Source organism: Vreelandella venusta (assembly GCF_044809155.1).
In the GTDB taxonomy this organism is placed as follows: domain Bacteria; phylum Pseudomonadota; class Gammaproteobacteria; order Pseudomonadales; family Halomonadaceae; genus Vreelandella; species Vreelandella venusta_B.
Genome location: NZ_CP085241.1, coordinates 761378 through 780553, shown reverse-complemented (window position 1 = coordinate 780553; position 19176 = coordinate 761378). Strand labels below are relative to the sequence as shown.

The window sequence follows — 19176 nt, the reverse complement described above, 5'->3', positions numbered from 1 at the left end:
TAGTTTCCACGATGGTAAGACTCGATAAAAAAGCCACTAGGCTCTATGTCCTAGACACGAACGTCCTTATCCACGACCCCGCAGCGCTTTATCATTTTGATGAGCACGACGTGGTGATTCCCATGACGGTGCTTGAGGAGCTAGACAAGCACAAAAACGGGGCGCGTGAGATCGCCCGCACGGCGCGGCAAATCAGTCGCACGCTTTCTGACCTTACCAGCCAAGTCACCTTTGATGAGATACAAAAAGGCATACCCATCCCGCGTATCAGCGGTGAATCTGGCCGCCTGCGCTTTTTGTGTTACAACGACTTAAAGCCTTTTGATGCGTTAGACGACAGTCCAGATAACCGAATTTTGGCGGAAACTTGCCGGCTGCGGGATGAGCGCCCCGATGCCTCCGTCATACTAATCACCAAAGATATTAATCTACGCGTTAAAGCCGCCGCGCTTAAAGTGCCGGTGGAAGACTATCTAAACGACCGCGCTTTTTCCGATAGCGATGCCATGATTGAAGGCGCCCAGGTATACGCATCGGCAGGCCAGGATGGTGCGACGCTGTGGGAAGCGCTAAATGTGGATGTGACCGTCGAGCGGGTCGACCACCACACGTTCTACCTACTTAATGGCAATATGCCCCGCCACTGGCATGTGGGAATGCTGGTATCAGATAGTGAAAACGGCGCTGAGTTCGAAGCCATTGTGCGCGAACTCTCCCCCGTATCGGCACGCTTGCAGCTGCTGACTAACTACCGCCACCATGCTGGAGTTTGGGGCGTTCACGCCCATGATAGCCGCCAAAATTTCACACTTAACCTATTGATGGACCCAGACATCGACCTTGTTACCATTGCCGGTAATGCAGGTACCGGTAAAACCTTCATGACACTGGCTGCGGCTTTCCAGCAAACCCTAGACGCCAAGCAGTTTGAGCGCATCGTGTTTACCCGTGCGCCTATCCCCATGGGCGAAGACATCGGCTTTTTACCGGGCACTGAAGAGGAGAAAATGTCACCGTGGATGGGGGCTTTCCACGACAACATGGATAACTTACTGCGCAATGAAGAGGGCGAATCCAGTTGGGATAATGGCGCCACACGGCAGTTGATCGGCTCACGGGTGCAAATCCGCTCGCCCAGCTTTATGCGTGGACGCACTCTCAACGACACCTTTTTGATTATCGACGAAGCACAGAACTTCACTCCTAAACAGCTAAAATCGCTGGTCACACGGGCGGGCCGCAATACGAAAATTGTTTGCCTGGGTAACGTTGGCCAAATCGACACCCCTTACCTAACCGCCAATACCTGCGGCATGGCTGCCGTGGTCGAGCGTTTTAGGGATTGGCCCCATGCAGGGCATATCACCTTGAAAAGCGTTGAGCGCTCACGGCTGGCACTCGCAGCGGAAGAGCTGTTATAGCGCCAACCCCCAAGAGCCTTCACTAACCTAACTGGTTAACTACAGTTTCAGATCGGCCCACTGTGCAATGTGCTTCAGCACAGTGGGCTGTTTCTTGGCTGCATATTTAGCGATCAACGGTATCCGATGGGTCGCCTTTCCAAGGGTTTTCAACGCCTACGGTATCAGCGGCAAAGGCATTACGCTCACCTAACGGCCTCGGCTTTCCTACCGTGGTGTCGTTGTAGGTTTGGCGCTCCATCTCACAATTTAGCTCCGCACCAAATAGCACTATAAATGCCGATAGCCAAAACCAGAGCATTAACGCCACAACGGCCCCGATAGAGCCGTACAACTCGCTAAAGGTAGAAAAGTAGCGCACGTAAAGAGATAACCCACCAGAGCCTAATAACCACATGACAGTGGCAAACAGCGTACCGTAGCTTAACCAGCGCCACTGCGCAGCGCGTCGGTAAGGCGCGTAACGATAAAGTAAGGCAATAAGCACGCTCATCAGCAACAGAAGCGCAGGCCAACGCAACCACTTCAAAACACTGTCTACCGGTGGTTCAATCATCAGCGTATCGACGACAATCGGCACAATAGCAATAAAGCCCAATGACACTAGCGTCATGGTGAGCAAACCCAACGTCAGTGACAGCAGCACCACACCGCGCAACAGCAGCGGACGCTTTTCGTTTTCCCCATACACGACGTTTAAGCCAACCACCAGCACGGAAACACTTTTAGAAGCAATAAACAGTGCTATTAAAAGCACGACTAGCGCTGTCATCAGATTGCCAGCTTCCGTGCTTTCCACGACGTCTTGAGCCTGCTGATCAATCAAGTTCGCCGCATCTGGGGGCATAAAGCGGCTAATTTCGTAAAGCTGCCGTCCTGCCTCAGCAGGATCAAACAGCAGCCCCCCTAGGGAAATAATCGCTGCAATCGTAGGAAAAAGCGCCAACAGCGCATAAAAGGCGATACCAGCCGCGTACATCGTAATGCGATCGCGCCGCGCTGCCCGTAGAACGCGCCAAACAATATCGTACCAACCCATACGCGGAATATCGTCAGGCACTGTCGCTTTTCGGCCACGCCAGTGAGTGTTCACTCTCTCTTTATCGCTCATCGCAGCCCCTCCCACAGTAGCAGAAGTGCCAGCACCACAGCGAACGCCATCATCAAACCGCTGCCATGGTGCCGCATCCACGCCTCGCTAGATAAAAGCCGTGTTAGCCGCCCCATAGCGAACTGCTCGAAGGCCAACGCCGCATTAACGCTTGCTCCTTTTATCTTTTGGCATTTGTGTGCCACGGCGCTTGCCACCTCCACAGCGTTTATGGCCACTACGCTATAAAGCCACCATAAATCGCCTGCAGGCGGTCTCTTGGCACTCAGGTGCCGCAGCCAATACATGCTGATTACCACCAGCAGCACACCCACTGGAAATGGCCATACAATTCCCAACCACTCACCTACCGGCGGCAGCACAACACTGCCCTCAGGCAGCGGAAGCCATAGCGGGGTCGTAAGCCCGGCAATGACCGCGACAAGCCATGCTCCCGGCTGGAAGGCATCGCTGCCCCCCAAGTGGCGCTGCTGCCATTGGCGCCATACACAGACACTCACTAGCGCGGCTGTGCCTATCGCCGCCCAGGTTAGCAGCATAATTAAGAGCGTATGCTCCATCTCGTAAAGGGCGTGTTTAACCCCCCACTTGCTGATCATCCCCGCTGCTAGCGCACCGGTTAACGACACCCCAGGCAGCGCGATGAGCGCAAACAGCAGAGGCAGCGGCCAACGGGGCATGTGCTCGCTAATACTGGTTCCCATAAATAGCGCCCCCTTTACCAGCGCATGATGAGCCGCGAACAGCACCAAGCCAGGAAGCAACAGCGGCCACACCCCGGGCGCAACAAGCCCCATCGCTACCATGGCGGTTAACATGCCCATCTGGCTAATACTGGAGTAGGCTAACACGGCCTTAGGATGGTGCTGCCACACGCCATAAAACGCCGCACCAAACGCCGCGGCCAAGCCTGCTACCAGTATCCAGCGACCCAGTTGAATCAACTCAGGGGAAAGTCCATCAAAACCTAACGGCAGTACGTTTAACCAGCCTAATAGGCCCGCTTTTATCATGGCGCCGCTCAGCACCGCACTTGCTGGGGCTGGAGCAACCGGGTGGGCTAACGGCAGCCACACATGCAGGCCAATAACCCCCGCCTTTACGCCAAACCCAAGCCATAGCAGCAGCGCCATAAGGGCGCCCTGGTCGGCTTCGGCAATACCTTCCCGAACCCCTTGAAGTGACAGGGTTTCCGCAGTGCCTGCCGCCCACAGAAAACCGCCAAGGATTAACCCTTCGCCAACCACGGCCAAGATTAAATACGCCTTGGCCCCCAACCGCGCTTCCTGGCTGCCGCTGTGCACCACAAGAGCGTAAGCGGCAAATGTCATTAACGCGAAGCCAAGGTAAAAGCTGGCAATGTCCTGGGCAATAATCAGAAGAACGTTGCCCAAAAACGTCAGCGGCCAAAGCAGCGCCAGGCGCATCAAACGGCGCTCGGCAGCATGGTCTCCCGCATGAGCCTTCGCCTGTTCGGCGGCGAAATACCCTCGCCCATGCACCGCGGCCAAGCTCCAAAGTAGCGTCGTAAACGCAAGCCACGGACGACTGAGCGCATTCAATTCCCAATCACCACCCAGCATCCAGGCCTCAACTATCCATTGCACCTCACCCGCATAGGCCAGCAGGAACGCAGGCCAGGAAGCCGTAATCCACACCCATGTGAAATAGCGCCGCGCGGCCACTGGGGTGCGATAGCCCTGCCACACCACATTACCTGCAACACAAAGCGGCCACAGCAGTGCCGCCAGTAAGAGCAGTGTCATCATGGCAGATACTCCCCGACCGCAACCCGCGTTGCCCAGTCCAGCGGGCTAAACGGCAATCCTGCCAGCAGCCCTGCCCCCATGCTTACCACGGCGGTAAACACCGCAGGCCATAGCAACCAGCCATGGGTTTCCAGGCGACCAAGGCGCTGCTCCTTTGGCCACTCCCCGCAACCATGGGCAGGTCCCTCGCGGAACCACAAACGGTGCAAAATCGGCAGGAAATAAATCGCATTCAAGGTACTGCTCACTACTAGCACTGCCACCACCCAGTTCATCTGCGCTTGTATCGCACCTACCCCCAGGTACCACTTGGTGATAAACCCGGCCACCGGAGGCAGCCCGATCATCCCCAGCGCCCCCACAGAAAACGCGAGGCTGGTAAGCGGCATACGTTTGCCAGCGCCGTCCATTTCATCTATGCGGTGAATACCTAGCTCCTCGGCGTAAATCCCTGCACAGAAGAACAGCGTTACTTTCATCAGCCCCTGATGAAGGAGGTGGGCAAGCGCACCAATGGTGCCAAACGGGCCGAATAGGCTAACCCCCAGCACGACATAGGAGACTTGGCTAATAGTTGAAAACGCCAAACGGGGTTTAAGCTCTTGCTGCGCAATCGCCAGTAGCGAGCCATAAATAATGGTGATCGACGCAGCTACTGCCAGCACCGTGGTCACGCCTAGCTCGACGCTCAGCTCGATTCCGTAAAGGTCGTAGATAATCCGCATGATGCCAAAAGCACCGGCTTTCACGACCGCCACCGCGTGCAACAAGGCACTGACTGGCGCAGGCGCTACCATTGCCCTGGGCAGCCAACCATGGAGTGGCACCATCGCTGCCTTTACAGCTAGCCCGCCCACCAGCAGCGCAAATATCAGCGTTAGCTGCCCACGGTGATCGTTAAGATAGGGTGATAGGCCGCGCTCTGAGGCAAACGAGTGGTCGCCTGTTAAGCTGTAAAGTATTACGACGCCCAACAGCAGCACTACCCCGCCGGTTAGCGTGTAGCGCAAATAAACCCGCCCCGCCGCTAACGCTTTAGCAGTGCCCGCATGAACCACCAGCGGATACGTAGACAGCGTCAGCGTTTCGTAGAAAATTAAAAAGGTGAACAGGTTGCCCGCTAGGGCGATCCCCAACGTACTGGCCACACACAGGCTGAAGAAACCAAAAAAACGCTTGAGATTCGCCCCACCTTCCAAGTAGCCAATGGCGTAAATGGTGGTACATAACCACAAAAGCGACGACAGGCCAGCAAACATAACGCCCAAGGCATCGGCGCGAAGCACAAAATCAATACCGCCGATAATCTGAAAACTAAAGGTGTCCTGGTAGCCCTGGGAAACGCGTCCAACCATTAACGCCACAAGGACAAGTTTACTAACGGCAGCCACTAGATTGAGGCTGATGCGCAGCCGCCGCGCTTCCTCGGGCAAAAGAAAGATCACCACCGCTGCAATAATGGAGGTCGCCAACGTCGTCAGAGGAAGCCATGCCGCGTTCATAGGCCACCTTCATGTAACAGCGACAGCGGTAGATGGGCCAGCAACCCCAACGCAAAGGCTGCCAACGCTAGCGCCAGCGCTACGATCTCCATACTCGGCGCCAACGGATGGTAACGGTGCCTTGGGGCCGTTTCATCAAAAGAGTAGCGGAAAACACGAAAGATGTAGGCCGCTGATAACAGTGTACCGACCAAGAGCGCGGCAACAGCAACCCACTGCTGGGTGATTACCATCGCCTGTAGTAGCAGCCACTTAGCCGTAAAGCCTGCACTGGGCGGCAAGCCCATCAGCGTCACTGACGCAATGCCGAATACCAATAACGACAGCGGTAAACGGCGGCTAGTACCCGCCAGCCCCTTCAGCGAGCTTTCACCCGTGGCGAGAACTAAATTACCTGCGGCCATAAACATTGCGGCTTTCGCCAGCGCGTGGCCCATCAGCTGTAACCAAAATCCATCCCAGGCCAACGACTTGGGCAACGGTGAAATATCGGGTCCGATCAGCAGAGGAAAAGCCACCATTAAATAACCCAGCTGTGCCACCGTTGAAGAGGCTACCAGGGTTTTAAGCGACGCCGCCCGCCATGCCACAAGGCCACCCCACACAATGGCCAGCATGCCTAACCAAGCGATAAAGCGCGGGGCAAATACCGCATCGGGAAGCAGAATACTCCACAGCATAATTAAGATAAATAGCGAGGCTTTTACCACCAATGCCGCATGCACTGCGCTGACCGGCGTCCACGCGTTTTCATGCACCGGCGTTAACCAACCATGCAGGGGAAACAGCGCTGCCTTTAGCGCAAGGCCCGCGCCTATAAGCGCAGCGGCTATCCAAGCAACCGGGCCTGGCTCTACCACGTCTGCTAGTACCCGTAGATCAAGCTCTCCCCAATACCCCAGCACCAGGGCAACGCCCAGCAGATACGCCAATGACCCAACCAGTGCCAGCAACAGATAGCGCATGCCCGCCAGTAGCGCTGCAGGTTTACCCGATAAAAGCAGCATGCCTACCGCAGCTAATCCCATTAGTTCGAGAGCGGCGTAAAGCGTTAGGAGATCCGCCGCCAGCCATATGAGTGAAAGCGCACTGATTAAAACGCCCATCAACGGCCACAGCCAACGCACCTGCGTGCCGGGATTGGTTAAACGCACGTGCCCCGGGGTATATAGCGCTGCCGCCGCTCCCACCCACTGGGTCACCAACAGCATTAAAACGCTGACACCGCCCAGGCGGAGAGACACTGTGACGCCCGCCACCTGCCACTGCCAACGCAACAGCCCTGACTGCTGGTAATCCACCGTTAACAGGGCGCCCGCCAAGAGTATTGGCACGCAGGCAAGGCCAATAGGTAACGCTCGACGGGGGGAGACCAGTGCGCCCAGCAGGCCAAAAAGAATGGGCAGCGCCAGCGCGGCGGCCAGCGCCCAGTGCGTCAGTAGAAGGGGTTCGAACGTCGCTTCTGTCAGGCCAAATCGCCACTTCATTGGGCTTTCTCCTTGGCCTTACTGTCGTGACCCAAAGCACTCTCGCCTCCAAGCAGAAAGAGATGACGAATCAACAGCGCCCCCAGCAATGAGCCTAGCCAAGCAATCATCAAGCCAACGCTCACTAATGCCTGCGCACCTTCCACAGTGCCAGCCATACCGGCGAGCAGAAGAAACACTCCGGAGCCAAGAATATTAAAGGCGAGCAAGCGGCGCAGCAGATGGCGATGCAGAGCAAACGCACCCATCGCCGTTGCCGCGATAAATATCGCGGCTAGCACAAGGGGATGTTCGGTTGGGGAGTAGGCCATTACCGGCATTACATAGCGGATTGCGCCGCCCATCATTAAGCACCATGCCAGCGCTAACAGCGCCCGCGCTGCGCCATGCTGCCAAATGCCCTGTAAGTTGTCGTAATAGGAGACACGCCTACCGTGGGCGGAAGGGTCGCCATCAGAAGGGAATACCCTTAACGCATAAAAAAAGCTGGCGCCTGTTAGCAGCGCCCCCAATAGCAGCTCAGCTAACGCCAGCCAAGGGGCGCCCAACCACCACCACGCCAAGGTCATGAGCAGCGCAAAGAGAACAAACAGGCTGCTAGCCCGTAACAGATGGCGATCAAACAGGCAGGCCAGTGCGACTACACATAAGCAGAGCGCTAACCCTCCTTCTAATAACGTAGAGGAAGCTATCATGCGCCTTCGCTAATCCCTTGCTTCGGCTTTTGAGATAATTACTTTGCCTGCCTTTTAGGCACTTGTCGACGCAGCCCTAGGCTAAACGCTCGCTCAGCCAGCGGCCAATATCCCCAACCTGCTGGGGGCAAAGCGCATGCGCCATTGGATACTGACGATAATTAACCTCATAGCCCAGGGTCTTTAAACGCTCGACACCGCTGCGGCCCAAGGTTTCAGGCACGATGGGGTCGAAGTTGCCGTGATGTACCTCAATCGGCACCTGACGGTTCGCATCGGCAGGCTCGATGCTATCGGCGGTGGCAAAGTAGGTCGACATCGCTAGCAAGCCGCCTAATGGCTGCGGGAAAGAGAGCGCGGCCTGGTAAGCAACAGCCCCACCCTGTGAGAAACCCGCCACAATAATGCGCTGGCTATCAATGCCTTGGTCGATCTGCTCTTGAATCAGTGCCTGAATCCGCTCAGCAGATTTCATCAGCTGGCCTTCGTCTACGCGGCGCCCTAAATCCATGGCCAGAATGTCATACCAAGCGGGCATCACCATACCGCCATTAATGGTCACTGGCAGGCGCGGCGCATGGGGCATAATAAAGCGCACATGCGCATCGTCAGGTAGCGTAAGCGCGGGAACCAGCGGCTCAAAATCGTGCCCATCGGCACCTAAGCCATGAATGATAAACACACACGCATCGGCGGGTTGACCATTTTTCGGTTCAATAATCAGTTCGCCTGGGGCTGTCATGGGGTTAATTCCTTGCTGAATTTAAAAGCGCCACCCTAGCGCAAAGTAGCGTTAACAGCGAGACATTGTCCGCTTAAAACGGCCAAACCAGCGGAATAAGCGTCAACGCAATGGCACCAGTAAGGACGTTTAAACCACCGCCTACACGTAAAAAATCGCTTATTCGATAACCACCAGGGCCATGCACCATTAAGTTAGTTTGATAGCCAATCGGGGTTAGAAAGCTCGCCGAAGCCGCAAACATAACCGCCACCACATAGGGCATTGGGTTAACCCCCAGGCTTTCGGCGGCGGCCATCACCACCGGGAAAATAATCACTGCGGCGGCATTATTGGTGACTAACTCCGTGAGCAGCGCCACCACGCAGTAAGTACCAATAAGCAAAAGCAGCGGGCTACCCGCGACCAGCGAAAGAGCGCCTCCCGCAATTTCATCGGCGGCACCGGAGCTTTGTAGCGCGGCCCCCACGCCAAAAGAGGCGGCAATGGTCAGCAGCACCTGAGTATCCAATCCCCGCTTAGCAGCCCCCACGGTGCAGCAGCCGGTTAACAGCGCCAGCGCAGCCCCAAGCATCGCGGCATTGAGCATACTCAACACCCCAAAGGCAGCCAGCAGCACAGCGCCTAGCAAAATGGCCCAGGCCAGCGGGGCTTTTTCATGAACCGGGCGCGCTGCGCCGTTCAGCTCGCTGATCAGCAGGAAGTCTTTCGACTGACGGTGGCGCTCAATAAACGGCGGGCGCGCTTCCAGCAGCAGCACATCAGCAGGCTGCAAGCGCACCTGCCCTAGATTCCCCGTCACCCGTTCACCGCTGCGGCAAACGGCCAGCACAGCAGCGCCGTATAGCGTTCTAAAACGTCCATCGCGAATGCGCTGGCCGATAAATTGGCACTGATTGGAAACCACCGCCTCTACCAGCCGGCGCTCCTTAAACTCTTTCTCCAAGCTGGAAGCGCCATCGTGAGAAGGAATTAAACCGCGTATCTGCTGTAGCTCAACGGCGGCATCGGAGGTGCCTACAAACACTAACCGATCCCCTCCCTTCAGCTGTTCCCCTGGACCCACTACGCTGACCACGTTACCGGCACGCTCTATCTCGACCAGAAACAGCTCCTGCAGATGACGCAGCCCCGCCTCCTCCACAGTGCGGTCAACCAAGACACCGGCAGGGTCAACCTCCATCTCAATGGTGAACTCGCGGGGATTAGCAAAGGCTTTTGCCATGCCTTCTCGGGAAGGCAGAAGACGCGGCCCCAGCAGAATCAGGTAAGTAAGCCCAACCACCGCCACAGGAATGCCAACCCAAGCCAAATCAAACAGCCCCATGGCGAAATCAGGATAGCGCTCGACCAGTAGCCCATGCACCACCAGGTTCGTACTGGTGCCAAACAGGGTGATGGTGCCGCCCAGAATAGACGCGAAGCTCAGCGGCATCAAAAGCCGCTGTGGAGAGAGCCGTAGCCGACGACTCCAGCTCATCACCGCAGGAATATAGGTAGCGACGACGGGGGTGTTATTAAGAAAACCGCTCAGTGATGCCACCGGCAGCAGCAGCCTTACCAGCGCACCCCGCTCGCCTTTAGGGCGGCCCAGCACATAGCGAATAATAAGATCGATGCCGCCGGTTTCACGAATACTGGCGACCAGTACGTACATAAACGCCACGGTAAACAGGCCGCTGTTTGAAAAACCACCCAGTGCCTGCTGGGGGTCAATCACCCCCAGCGTCATTAACACCACCACCGCCCCCATTAAAATAATATCGGGGCCAAGACGTGTTAGCGCCATCAAAGGGAAGATAGTCAGCACTATCCCAATAGCAATCCAAGCATCCAGCGACATAACCCCACGTCCTTAAAAGAAAACTTTATAAAAAGGCTTAACAAAAAAGCATGGGAGCATTGTGACGCTAATCATATATTCTAAAAAGTTATTTTTAGAAACAGGGTAAGATCAAAAAAGAATATGGCGTGTGAGGTGTGAGGTGTGAGGTGTGAAACAGAATAGACGGGCATAGAAACAAAAAACCCCGCTCGAAAGCGGGGTTTTTGGGCAAGCTAACCTTAAGGGCTAGTTGCAAACATCATAGGATCTAATTATAGAACTTTGATGTTAGAAGCCTGAAGGCCTTTCTTACCCTGGGTGACGTCGAAGGAAACCTTCTGGCCGTCTTGCAGAGTTTTGAAGCCGTCAGCTTGAATTTCGGAGAAGTGCGCGAACAGGTCGTCGCCATTGTCGTCCGGAGAAATGAAGCCGAAGCCTTTAGTGTCGTTAAACCACTTAACGGTACCAGTTGCCATGATCGAAATCCTCGATAAAGCGAATTATAAAGCCGGGGTAATACCCGAGTTGCAGTGGGTAGAACAAGAAACTTTCACCAGACTCACGCTTGGGCGTTCGATACTGCTGACAACGTTCGACTTGCTAACCAACTGCATTCAGCATGCGCTTAACTTAGCCGCACGTCAACACTATGATGGAAAAAAATGACATTGCAATTATTTTTCTTCCAAAATCCATCCGGCCGCCTTTTCTGCAATCATTAACGTCGGCGAATTGGTATTCCCGCTGGTGATCGTCGGCATGATACTGGCATCTACCACGCGTAACCCATTGACGCCCCTGACCCGAAGTTTTGAGTCAACAACCGCCATCGGATCATCGTCACGGCCCATCTTCGCGGTGCCTACCGGATGGAAAATCGTCGTACCAATATCGCCCGCCAACGTCGCCAACGCTTCGTCGCTCTGATACTCAAGCCCTGGCTTAAACTCTTCTGGCTGATACTTAGCAAATGCCTGCTGCTCGGCAATACGCCGCGTGACCCGCAGTGAGTCCGCCGCGACCTTACGATCCTCTTCCGTGCTCAGGTAGTTAGGCTCGATGGCCGGTGCCGTTTGTGGATTACGGCTTTTAATCTGCACGCGGCCGCGGCTGGTGGGGTTGAGATTACAAACACTGGCGGTAATCGCAGGGAAGTTATGCAACGGTTGACCAAACGCATCCAGGCTTAACGGCTGAACGTGATACTCAATATTCGCGTGCTGATACGCCTCAGAGCTGCGCGTAAAGATACACAGCTGTGACGGCGCCATGCTCATCGGCCCCGTACGCTTAAGCACATACTCCACGCCAATCTTTGCTTTACCTAGCAGCGTGCTGGCCATGGTATTGAGCGTTTTCGCCCCTTTCACCTTATACACAGAGCGAATCTGCAGGTGATCCTGCAGGTTTTCGCCCACGCCGGGCAGCGCTTCTACTACCTCTATACCGTGGCGTTTCAGCAGCTCGGGCGCGCCAATCCCGGAAAGCTGCAATATCTGCGGCGAGCCGATGGCCCCCGCACTCAGCACCACCTCTTTATTGACCGACACCTTGAGCGTTTTTCCCTCGCGTAGAAGCTCTGCAGCCACGCAGTGCGGCATGCCCTCTTGGTGCTCAAACAGCAGGCGATTGACGTGGGTAGAGTGCCAAACCGTCAGGTTAGTGCGCTGCTTAATCGGCCGTAAAAATGCCTTGGAAGTATTCCAACGCCAGCCGCTTCGCTGGTTAACCTCGAAGTAGTTAACGCCTTCATTGTCGCCGCGGTTGAAATCGTCAGTGCGCGGAATACCGGCTTGAACCGCCGCTTCGGCGAAGTCATCCAGTACCTCCCAACTCAAACGCTGCTTTTCGATTCGCCACTCGCCACCATGACCGTGGTAACGACGGTGCTCAGCATCGCCGTCACCACCATCATCCAGCCGGTGATGGTCTTCGTGCTTCATGAAGTCTGGCAAGCAGTTATCCCAGCGCCAGGCGTCATCGCCGGTCAGTTCAGCCCAGTGGTCGTAATCCCTCGCCTGGCCGCGCAGGTAAAGCATACCGTTAATACTGGAACAGCCGCCCAAGGTTTTGCCGCGGGGATAGATCAGTGAGCGGCCGTTAAGCCCCTTGTCAGGCTCAGTGCGAAACAGCCAGTCAGTCCGCGGGTTATTGATACAGTAGAGATACCCCACCGGAATATGAATCCAGTGGTAGTTGTCCGGCCTGCCCGCTTCAACCAGCAGCACCCTGTTATTCGGATTGGCGCTTAGTCGATTGGCCAGCAGGCACCCTGCGGTGCCTGCGCCGATCACGATGTAATCAAAATTGTTATTAGCAGCATCTGACATGTGCTGGCTCCCGTAACGTGGTGGCGTTACTTCGCCGTGGGCATCACGAATTCAGCACCCGCGTCGATGGAGTCTGACCAGCGCTGCATGATGGATTTCTGTTTGGTATAGAAGCGCACGCCCTCTTCTCCGTAAGCGTGGGTATCGCCGAACAGTGACCGCTTCCAGCCGCCAAAGCCGTGCCACGCCATCGGTACGGGAATCGGCACGTTGATGCCTACCATGCCCACCTGAATACGGCGGCCAAATTCACGGGCAACGCTGCCACTTTCAGTAAAGCAGCTGACCCCGTTGCCAAACTCATGGTCGTTGATCAGTTGGATGGCAGTGGCAACATCCGGCACTCGCACACATGCCAAGACAGGGCCGAAGATCTCCTCTTTATAGATCGTCATCTCCGGCGTCACGTTGTCAAACAGCGTGCCGCCCATCCAGAAACCTTCCCCACAGCCGTCGCCGGTCTGTCCAGCATCAAACGCGCGGCCATCGACAACTAGCTCGGCGCCTTCGGCCACGCCTTTTTCGATATAGCCGGTAATCCGCTGATGCGCCTGCTGAGTCACAATCGGACCCATTTCCGCATCCAGCTGCATGCCGTCTTTTACTTTCAGCGCTTTCGCCCGTTCGGTGAGCATTGGTATGATTTTATCGGCTACATCGCCCACCAGCACGGCCACGCTGATCGCCATACAGCGTTCGCCCGCACTGCCGTAGGCGGCGCCAATGAGCGCATCCACCGCTTTATCCAGGTTGGCATCGGGCATCACCACCATGTGGTTTTTAGCCCCACCCAGCGCCTGTACGCGCTTGCCGTGCTTCGCACCGCGTTCGTAAATCAGGTTAGCAATCGGCGTGGAACCCACAAACGACAGCGCTTTAACATCCGGATGGTCAATCAGCGCTTCTACGCTATCTTTATCGCCCTGCACCACGTTAAACACACCATCGGGCAGGCCCGCTTGTTTAAGCAAATCGGCCATCATTAATGACGCGCTAGGGTCGAGGGGGCTGGGTTTTAAGATAAACGTATTACCCGCCGCAATGGCGATGGGGAACATCCACATCGGCACCATGACAGGGAAATTGAACGGCGTAATGCCCGCAACCACGCCCAGCGGCTGGCGCAGCGTCCAGTTGTCGATGCCGGTGCTGACCTGCTCGGTGTAGTCGCCTTTCAGCAGCTGAGGAATACCGCAGGCGAATTCAACAATATCGATTCCCCTGGCAACCTCACCCTGGGCATCGGTGAACACCTTGCCGTGCTCTTTGGTAATTGCCTCGGCCAGCTCATCTTTATGAGCGTTTAATAGCTCCAAAAACTTAAACAGCACCCGGGCGCGACGTATGGGCGGGGTATCCGCCCAAGCGGGAAAAGCAGCCTGCGCAGACTGCACAGCGGAGTCCACATCCGCCTGGGAGGCCAGCGCTACCTGCCCCGTGACCTTGCCGGTAGCAGGATTAAAGACGTCTTGGGTATTCGGCGAACTGCCGGCGCTTACCTGGCCATTGATGAAATGTTGAATCGCTGTTGTTGTCATGGGGCTACCTTTATAACGAGAACTTAAGTGATCAGTGGTAACCCAACAGCCTACCGCGCTTTACAGGGCGATCAATTGAGAAATTTTAAACCCAGATATAAGCTATTCTAATAACACACCGCTGTTTAGGAGCCGTTCCATGCAGGAGTACGCAGCGCTACGCGCCTTTGTCACCGTTGCACGTACGGGCAGCGTGTCACGGGCGGCCGAGCAGCTTCACCTCACACAGCCCGCTGTCAGCTTGAAATTAAAGCAACTGCAGCAGCACCTGGGGCTCACGCTGTTTACCCGCCGCCCGCAAGGGCTAACGCTCACTGCCGATGGATATGCGCTGCTGCCCGCCGCTGAAAATGCCCTGGCCAGCGCACTGGCCTTTGAGCAGAGCGCCAGCGCTTTACACAGCACGCTGCGCGGCAAACTTCGCATTGGCACCATTGTCGACCCCGAGTTTATTCGTTTAGGCGACTTCCTTAGCCGCTTGATGGCTCGCGCCCCGCAGCTGGAAACGGAGTTGCACCACGGAATGAGCGGAAGCGTATTGGGTAGTGTGGAGCAGGGCGAACTGGATGTAGGCTTTTTTCTCGCCCCGCCTGGGGAAGGCACTGGCAACAGCGCACTGGCATGGCGAGAGCTGACCCACTTTCACTACCACGTAGTGGCCCCGCCGGGCTGGGAAGCTAAGCTGGCGGATACCCGCTGGGACGTGTTGGCACAGCTACCCTGGATAGTCACACCCCCCGTTTCAGCCCATCACCGGCTGCTAAACCGCGCGTTGGCCGAGAGCGGCGCTACGCCTAACCGCGTCGCCCAGGTCGACCAAGAAGCCTGCATGCTGGATTTAGTGCGCGCAGGCGTGGGGCTTAGCTTAGCGCGGGATGCGCTGGCCATGGCCGAACGTCAGGAGAGCGGCTTGGCTGTCGCCGATAACGTCCGCCTGCCCTGCGCCCTTAGTTTGATATGGCGTAACGATCGCGCGACAGAAGCCACTATTAAAGCAGCGCTAGATACGCTGGATACCGTGTGGCCCCACCGGCCAGGTTAGACACTTAATGTACGCTGCTGCCGTTTTATGTATACGTTATTGGAACCTAGCGTCGTTCGCCGACTCCTACTCAGCAATGACTTTTTCTGTATATAGGAGCGCTACTTATGTCTCGTTTTGCCCACCTTCGCCCCTTGGCGCTTTGCGCACTGGCAGCCGCTAGCGCTACCGGCGTCTCGGCTTATGCCCAGGAACAATCCCCTGCATCGGCCACATTTGCGGGCGGGTGTTTTTGGTGCATGGAGCCTCCCTACGATAAACAGCCGGGCGTCAGCGCCACTATTTCAGGCTATATGGGCGGCGAGCTTGAGAACCCTACCTACGAGCAGGTGTCTCGCGGTGGTACCGGTCATATAGAAGTCGTACAAATCGAGTACGACGAAAGCCAGATTAGCTACGAACAGCTTCTGGAGGTTTTCTGGCGCAATATAGATCCCTTCGCCGTCAACCGTCAGTTTTGCGATGTCGGTGACCATTATCGCTCAGCTATCTTCTACAGCGACGATGAACAGCGGCAATTAGCGGAAGCCTCAAAAGCCGAGATGGAAGCTAGGTTTGATCAAGAGATCACGACCGATATCTTACCCGCTGCCGAGTTTTGGGAAGCCGAAGAGTACCACCAGAATTATTATGAAAAAAACCCACTCCGCTATCGCTTCTATCGTTTGAGCTGCGGCCGTGATGACCGCCTAGAAGAAGTATGGGGCGCGGAGGCCGGCGGCCCAACCTTCGAATAATCCACCACTGCACGCCATAAAACGTCAGGCTGTTAATACGCCTTGGCGTTTCTATGGAACGATTTATGTTCCACCTTGCCTCATCGATAGCTTTACGTAATGGCCAATCACTGATTTGGGCAAAACGCCATTTCTCTACTAAGGTAAAAGGCCAGCACAAATAGACCAGTCGGCTAAAAGGCTGCTCTATCTAATTAAACGCCCCGTTGATCTAAAGATAGGAGATCTTATGAGCAACACGATCAAGACAGTAAACCCGACCACCGGCGAAACGCTGGAGACCTATACGCTGATGGATGAGCGTAAGGCCAAGCAAATCGTTGAAGCCAGTCACGAGGCGTTTTTAGATTGGCGGCTAAAGTCGCTTGAACACCGCGCCAACGTAGTGAAAGCCATTGGCGAAGCGATGAGTGCGCACAAAGAAGCGCTTACCGACCTAATGGTCAAAGAGATGGGTAAGCTGCCATCGCAAGCGCGCCAAGAAGTAGATCTTTGCGTCGGCATTTGCAATTACACCGCCGAACACGGCCCTACCAAGCTTGCCGATGAAGAGCGCAAACCCAGCAACGGCGAGCGCGGCATTGTTACCTATTCCCCCATGGGCGTGATTTACGGCATTCAGCCGTGGAACTTCCCTGCTTACCAAGTCGTGCGCTACTCGATTGCCAATATTATGGCGGGCAACAGCGTGCTGCTGAAACACGCTGAAAACGTGACGGGCAGCGGTCTGCTGCTGGAAAAAATTTATCGCGAAGCGGGCCTGCCGGAAAACGTCTTCCGCACGCTAGTAATTTCACACGATGTTTCCGACACCGTGATCGCCCATAACGCCGTGCGTGGCGTGACCCTTACCGGCAGCGACGGCGCTGGCCGCAAGGTGGCCGCCAAAGCCGCCGAACATCTGAAAAAGACAGTACTAGAGCTGGGCTCCAACGATGCCTACCTGGTGCTGGACGATGCCGACTTAGACATAGCGATAGACACCTGCGTAAAGGGGCGCGTGTATAACGGTGGCCAAACCTGCGTGGCAGCTAAGCGTTTTGTGGTTACCGAGAAAAACTACGAAGCGTTTAAAGAGCGCTACGTGGCGCGCATGAAAGACTTGAAAGCAGGTGACCCCTCTCACAAAGAGAGCGACCTTGGCCCTATGGCCCGCGTCGACCTGCGCGATGGCCTTCACAAGCAGGTGGAAGAGAGCGTACGCAAAGGCGCGAAAATCCTCTGCGGCGGCGAAAAACCAGAAGGTGAAGGGGCATTCTACCCGGTCACCGTGCTGGATAACGTCACCCCCGGACAGCCTGCCTACGACGATGAGCTGTTTGGCCCGGTGGCCGCGCTAATCCGCGCCAAAGATGATGAAGACGCTATGCGCATTGCCAACGACAGCCGCTACGGCTTAGGTGGCGGTATAATCTCCAAAGACATCAAGCGTGCTACCGAGCTTGCCAGCCAGTATTTCGATACCGGCATGGTGTTTATCAACGGCTTTGGTGTCGCAACGCCCGAAATGCCCTTTGGCGGCGTGAAAGACTCAGGCTATGGTCGTGAGCACGGCGGCTTTGGGATGCTTGAGTTTGTGAACATCAAGTCGGTTATTGTTGTGCAAAGCTAATATCACCACGCCTACCGCCCAGCGATAGGCTGAAAGAACGTCAGCCACAAAAATGCCGCAGTGTCGCTTTCACGACCTGCGGCATTTTTTGTGGGCAGCGTTTTTATGAATGGCGTTAGGCTATTTGCCGCTGCCGACGCTGCCAGAGCGTCACAATCAGTGCAATCACCAGCCAGCTTACCAGCGCGGCAATCACATCATCCAGGACAATGCCCAACCCGCCGGTCACATACTCCGCCACATGAATGGGCGGTGGTTTTAAGGCATCAAAAAAGCGGTAGACGCCAAATGCCAAGGCTAATATCAACGGATGCCGAGCGGCTTTAAGCCCCAGCACCACCAGCGGAAAGGCAACATACTCATCGGCGACGATGCTGCCATGGTCTAAGCCATCGTAGTGCCACGCCGCCATGTGGCACACCGGCACCGCCGCTACTAGCAGTAGTGCCATGATGCCAGCTTGTTGTCCCACCGGACGACCTAACAGCCACCACGCAAGCGGCACGCCGAGCAGCGCACCCACGGTGCCCGGCGCAATAGGTGCCAGCCCCAGCCCAAAGCTGGTGGCTAGCCAAAAATTAAGCGTATCGAGCATCAACCTGCCTGCTGTGCCTGACGCTCAAGCTCAGCCGCCATGTCTGGCGTCAGGTTCAAGGCGCTGGCGAGTTGGTCCAACCATGCCCGCTCCATGGGGTTCTGGTCATCAATCACCGCCACGCTAATCAGATACATCTCACGAGCCGCCTGAGGGGAGTCCGCTTCGCGGGCGAGCGCCTGGGCATCCAGCGGCGCGTTGAGCTGCTGCTCCACCCAGCGATGCATCTCTTGGTCAGCGCCGAGGGCATCGATTTGATCGGTAATCAGCGCCTGCTCCTGTTCATCGATATGACCATCGGCCCGGGCAGCCATAATCATCGCTTGCAGCAGCTCTAAGCTGCGGCGCTCTTGATACTCACCGCTGAGCACCTCGACGCGCTCACCTTCAGCAGACGAAGCCTCAGCCCCTTTCTTATCCTGGGCGCTTTGCCATGCTTTCCAAGCCAACGCACCTACACCGGCAATGGCGCCATACTTAAGTGCTTTACCGCCCATGCTACGGCCACGCTTGGAGCCAACCAGCAGCCCCATAGCGCCTCCGCCTAACAGGCTCTTCATATCAAAACCGCTGGCGCTGGAGCCGCCTTGACGCGAATTCTGGCCGCCGCTGTTATCGCCGCCTAACTGACGTGATAAACCATCAATAACGCCCTTTACATCAAAACCGCTGCCGCTGCTTCCACTACGGTTGCTGCTGCTAGCTTGGTTCATCAGCTGCTGTAAAATTTTGCTTGCGTTCATCCTTGCACTCCTACGTAGACATTACGT

General features: G+C 55.9%; 16 protein-coding genes. 4 read left to right on the top strand and 12 right to left on the bottom strand.

Translation table 11 applies throughout. The features are described from left to right. Nucleotides 1–11: 11 nt before the first annotated feature. Nucleotides 12–1421 carry a PhoH family protein gene (locus LG301_RS03720; RefSeq protein WP_404473552.1) on the top strand — a complete coding sequence of 470 codons (1410 nt, stop codon included), beginning with the start codon at nucleotides 12–14 and terminating at the stop codon, nucleotides 1419–1421. A 106-nt stretch (nucleotides 1422–1527) separates the two neighbouring features. On the opposite strand, the gene LG301_RS03715 is transcribed toward LG301_RS03720, so the two are convergent. The 10 genes from LG301_RS03715 to LG301_RS03670 form a co-directional block, all read right to left on the bottom strand. After that, complete coding sequence (locus tag LG301_RS03715) at nucleotides 1528–2532, bottom strand: YihY/virulence factor BrkB family protein (protein WP_404473550.1); 1005 nt, start codon at nucleotides 2530–2532, stop codon at nucleotides 1528–1530. Continuing rightward, on the bottom strand, nucleotides 2529–4301 hold the full coding sequence (locus tag LG301_RS03710; RefSeq protein ID WP_404473549.1) for a complex I subunit 5 family protein: 1773 nt from the start codon (nucleotides 4299–4301) through the stop codon (nucleotides 2529–2531). Before LG301_RS03710 ends, LG301_RS03715 begins: the two co-directional genes overlap by 4 nt. Beyond that, a complete protein-coding gene (locus LG301_RS03705; protein WP_404473547.1) occupies nucleotides 4298–5803 on the bottom strand; it encodes a proton-conducting transporter membrane subunit in 1506 nt (501 codons plus the stop codon). The genes LG301_RS03710 and LG301_RS03705 overlap by 4 nt, the downstream gene beginning before the upstream one ends. Then, the gene (locus tag LG301_RS03700; RefSeq protein WP_404473546.1) at nucleotides 5800–7290 is read right to left on the bottom strand and encodes a complex I subunit 5 family protein; all 1491 of its coding nucleotides are present in this window, start codon (nucleotides 7288–7290) and stop codon (nucleotides 5800–5802) included. The genes LG301_RS03705 and LG301_RS03700 overlap by 4 nt, the downstream gene beginning before the upstream one ends. Next, complete coding sequence (locus LG301_RS03695) at nucleotides 7287–7985, bottom strand: hydrogenase subunit MbhD domain-containing protein (protein WP_404473544.1); 699 nt, start codon at nucleotides 7983–7985, stop codon at nucleotides 7287–7289. The genes LG301_RS03700 and LG301_RS03695 overlap by 4 nt, the downstream gene beginning before the upstream one ends. A 76-nt stretch (nucleotides 7986–8061) precedes the next feature. Continuing rightward, nucleotides 8062–8727 carry an alpha/beta hydrolase gene (locus LG301_RS03690; protein ID WP_404473542.1) on the bottom strand — a complete coding sequence of 222 codons (666 nt, stop codon included), beginning with the start codon at nucleotides 8725–8727 and terminating at the stop codon, nucleotides 8062–8064. Nucleotides 8728–8800: 73 nt separating this feature from the next. Continuing rightward, nucleotides 8801–10570: an SLC13 family permease gene (locus LG301_RS03685; RefSeq protein WP_404473541.1), complete on the bottom strand. Its 1770-nt coding sequence runs from the start codon at nucleotides 10568–10570 to the stop codon at nucleotides 8801–8803. A 254-nt stretch (nucleotides 10571–10824) separates the two neighbouring features. Continuing rightward, nucleotides 10825–11028 carry a cold-shock protein gene (locus tag LG301_RS03680; protein ID WP_009101184.1) on the bottom strand — a complete coding sequence of 68 codons (204 nt, stop codon included), beginning with the start codon at nucleotides 11026–11028 and terminating at the stop codon, nucleotides 10825–10827. Nucleotides 11029–11226: 198 nt separating this feature from the next. After that, nucleotides 11227–12882, bottom strand: coding sequence for a GMC family oxidoreductase (locus LG301_RS03675; protein WP_404473539.1), 1656 nt, complete (start codon nucleotides 12880–12882; stop codon nucleotides 11227–11229). A gap of 26 nt (nucleotides 12883–12908) precedes the next feature. Next, the gene (locus tag LG301_RS03670; RefSeq protein ID WP_404473537.1) at nucleotides 12909–14420 is read right to left on the bottom strand and encodes a CoA-acylating methylmalonate-semialdehyde dehydrogenase; all 1512 of its coding nucleotides are present in this window, start codon (nucleotides 14418–14420) and stop codon (nucleotides 12909–12911) included. A 139-nt stretch (nucleotides 14421–14559) separates the two neighbouring features. On the opposite strand from LG301_RS03670, the gene LG301_RS03665 reads away from it, so the two are divergent. From LG301_RS03665 to LG301_RS03655, 3 genes are all read left to right on the top strand, one after another. Further along, nucleotides 14560–15462, top strand: coding sequence for a LysR family transcriptional regulator (locus tag LG301_RS03665; protein ID WP_404473536.1), 903 nt, complete (start codon nucleotides 14560–14562; stop codon nucleotides 15460–15462). Nucleotides 15463–15569: 107 nt separating this feature from the next. Further along, nucleotides 15570–16199: a peptide-methionine (S)-S-oxide reductase MsrA gene (gene msrA, locus LG301_RS03660; protein WP_404473535.1), complete on the top strand. Its 630-nt coding sequence runs from the start codon at nucleotides 15570–15572 to the stop codon at nucleotides 16197–16199. 229 nt (nucleotides 16200–16428) lie between these two features. Continuing rightward, entirely contained in the window at nucleotides 16429–17811 is a 1383-nt protein-coding gene (locus LG301_RS03655; protein WP_404473533.1) for an NAD-dependent succinate-semialdehyde dehydrogenase, read from the top strand. Nucleotides 17812–17926: 115 nt separating this feature from the next. Here the strand turns inward: LG301_RS03655 and LG301_RS03650 are convergent, their stop codons facing one another. Continuing rightward, nucleotides 17927–18406 carry a phosphatidylglycerophosphatase A gene (locus tag LG301_RS03650; RefSeq protein WP_404473531.1) on the bottom strand — a complete coding sequence of 160 codons (480 nt, stop codon included), beginning with the start codon at nucleotides 18404–18406 and terminating at the stop codon, nucleotides 17927–17929. Continuing rightward, nucleotides 18406–19149, bottom strand: coding sequence for a tellurite resistance TerB family protein (locus LG301_RS03645; RefSeq protein ID WP_404473529.1), 744 nt, complete (start codon nucleotides 19147–19149; stop codon nucleotides 18406–18408). The genes LG301_RS03650 and LG301_RS03645 overlap by 1 nt, the downstream gene beginning before the upstream one ends. Nucleotides 19150–19176 lie beyond the last annotated feature (27 nt).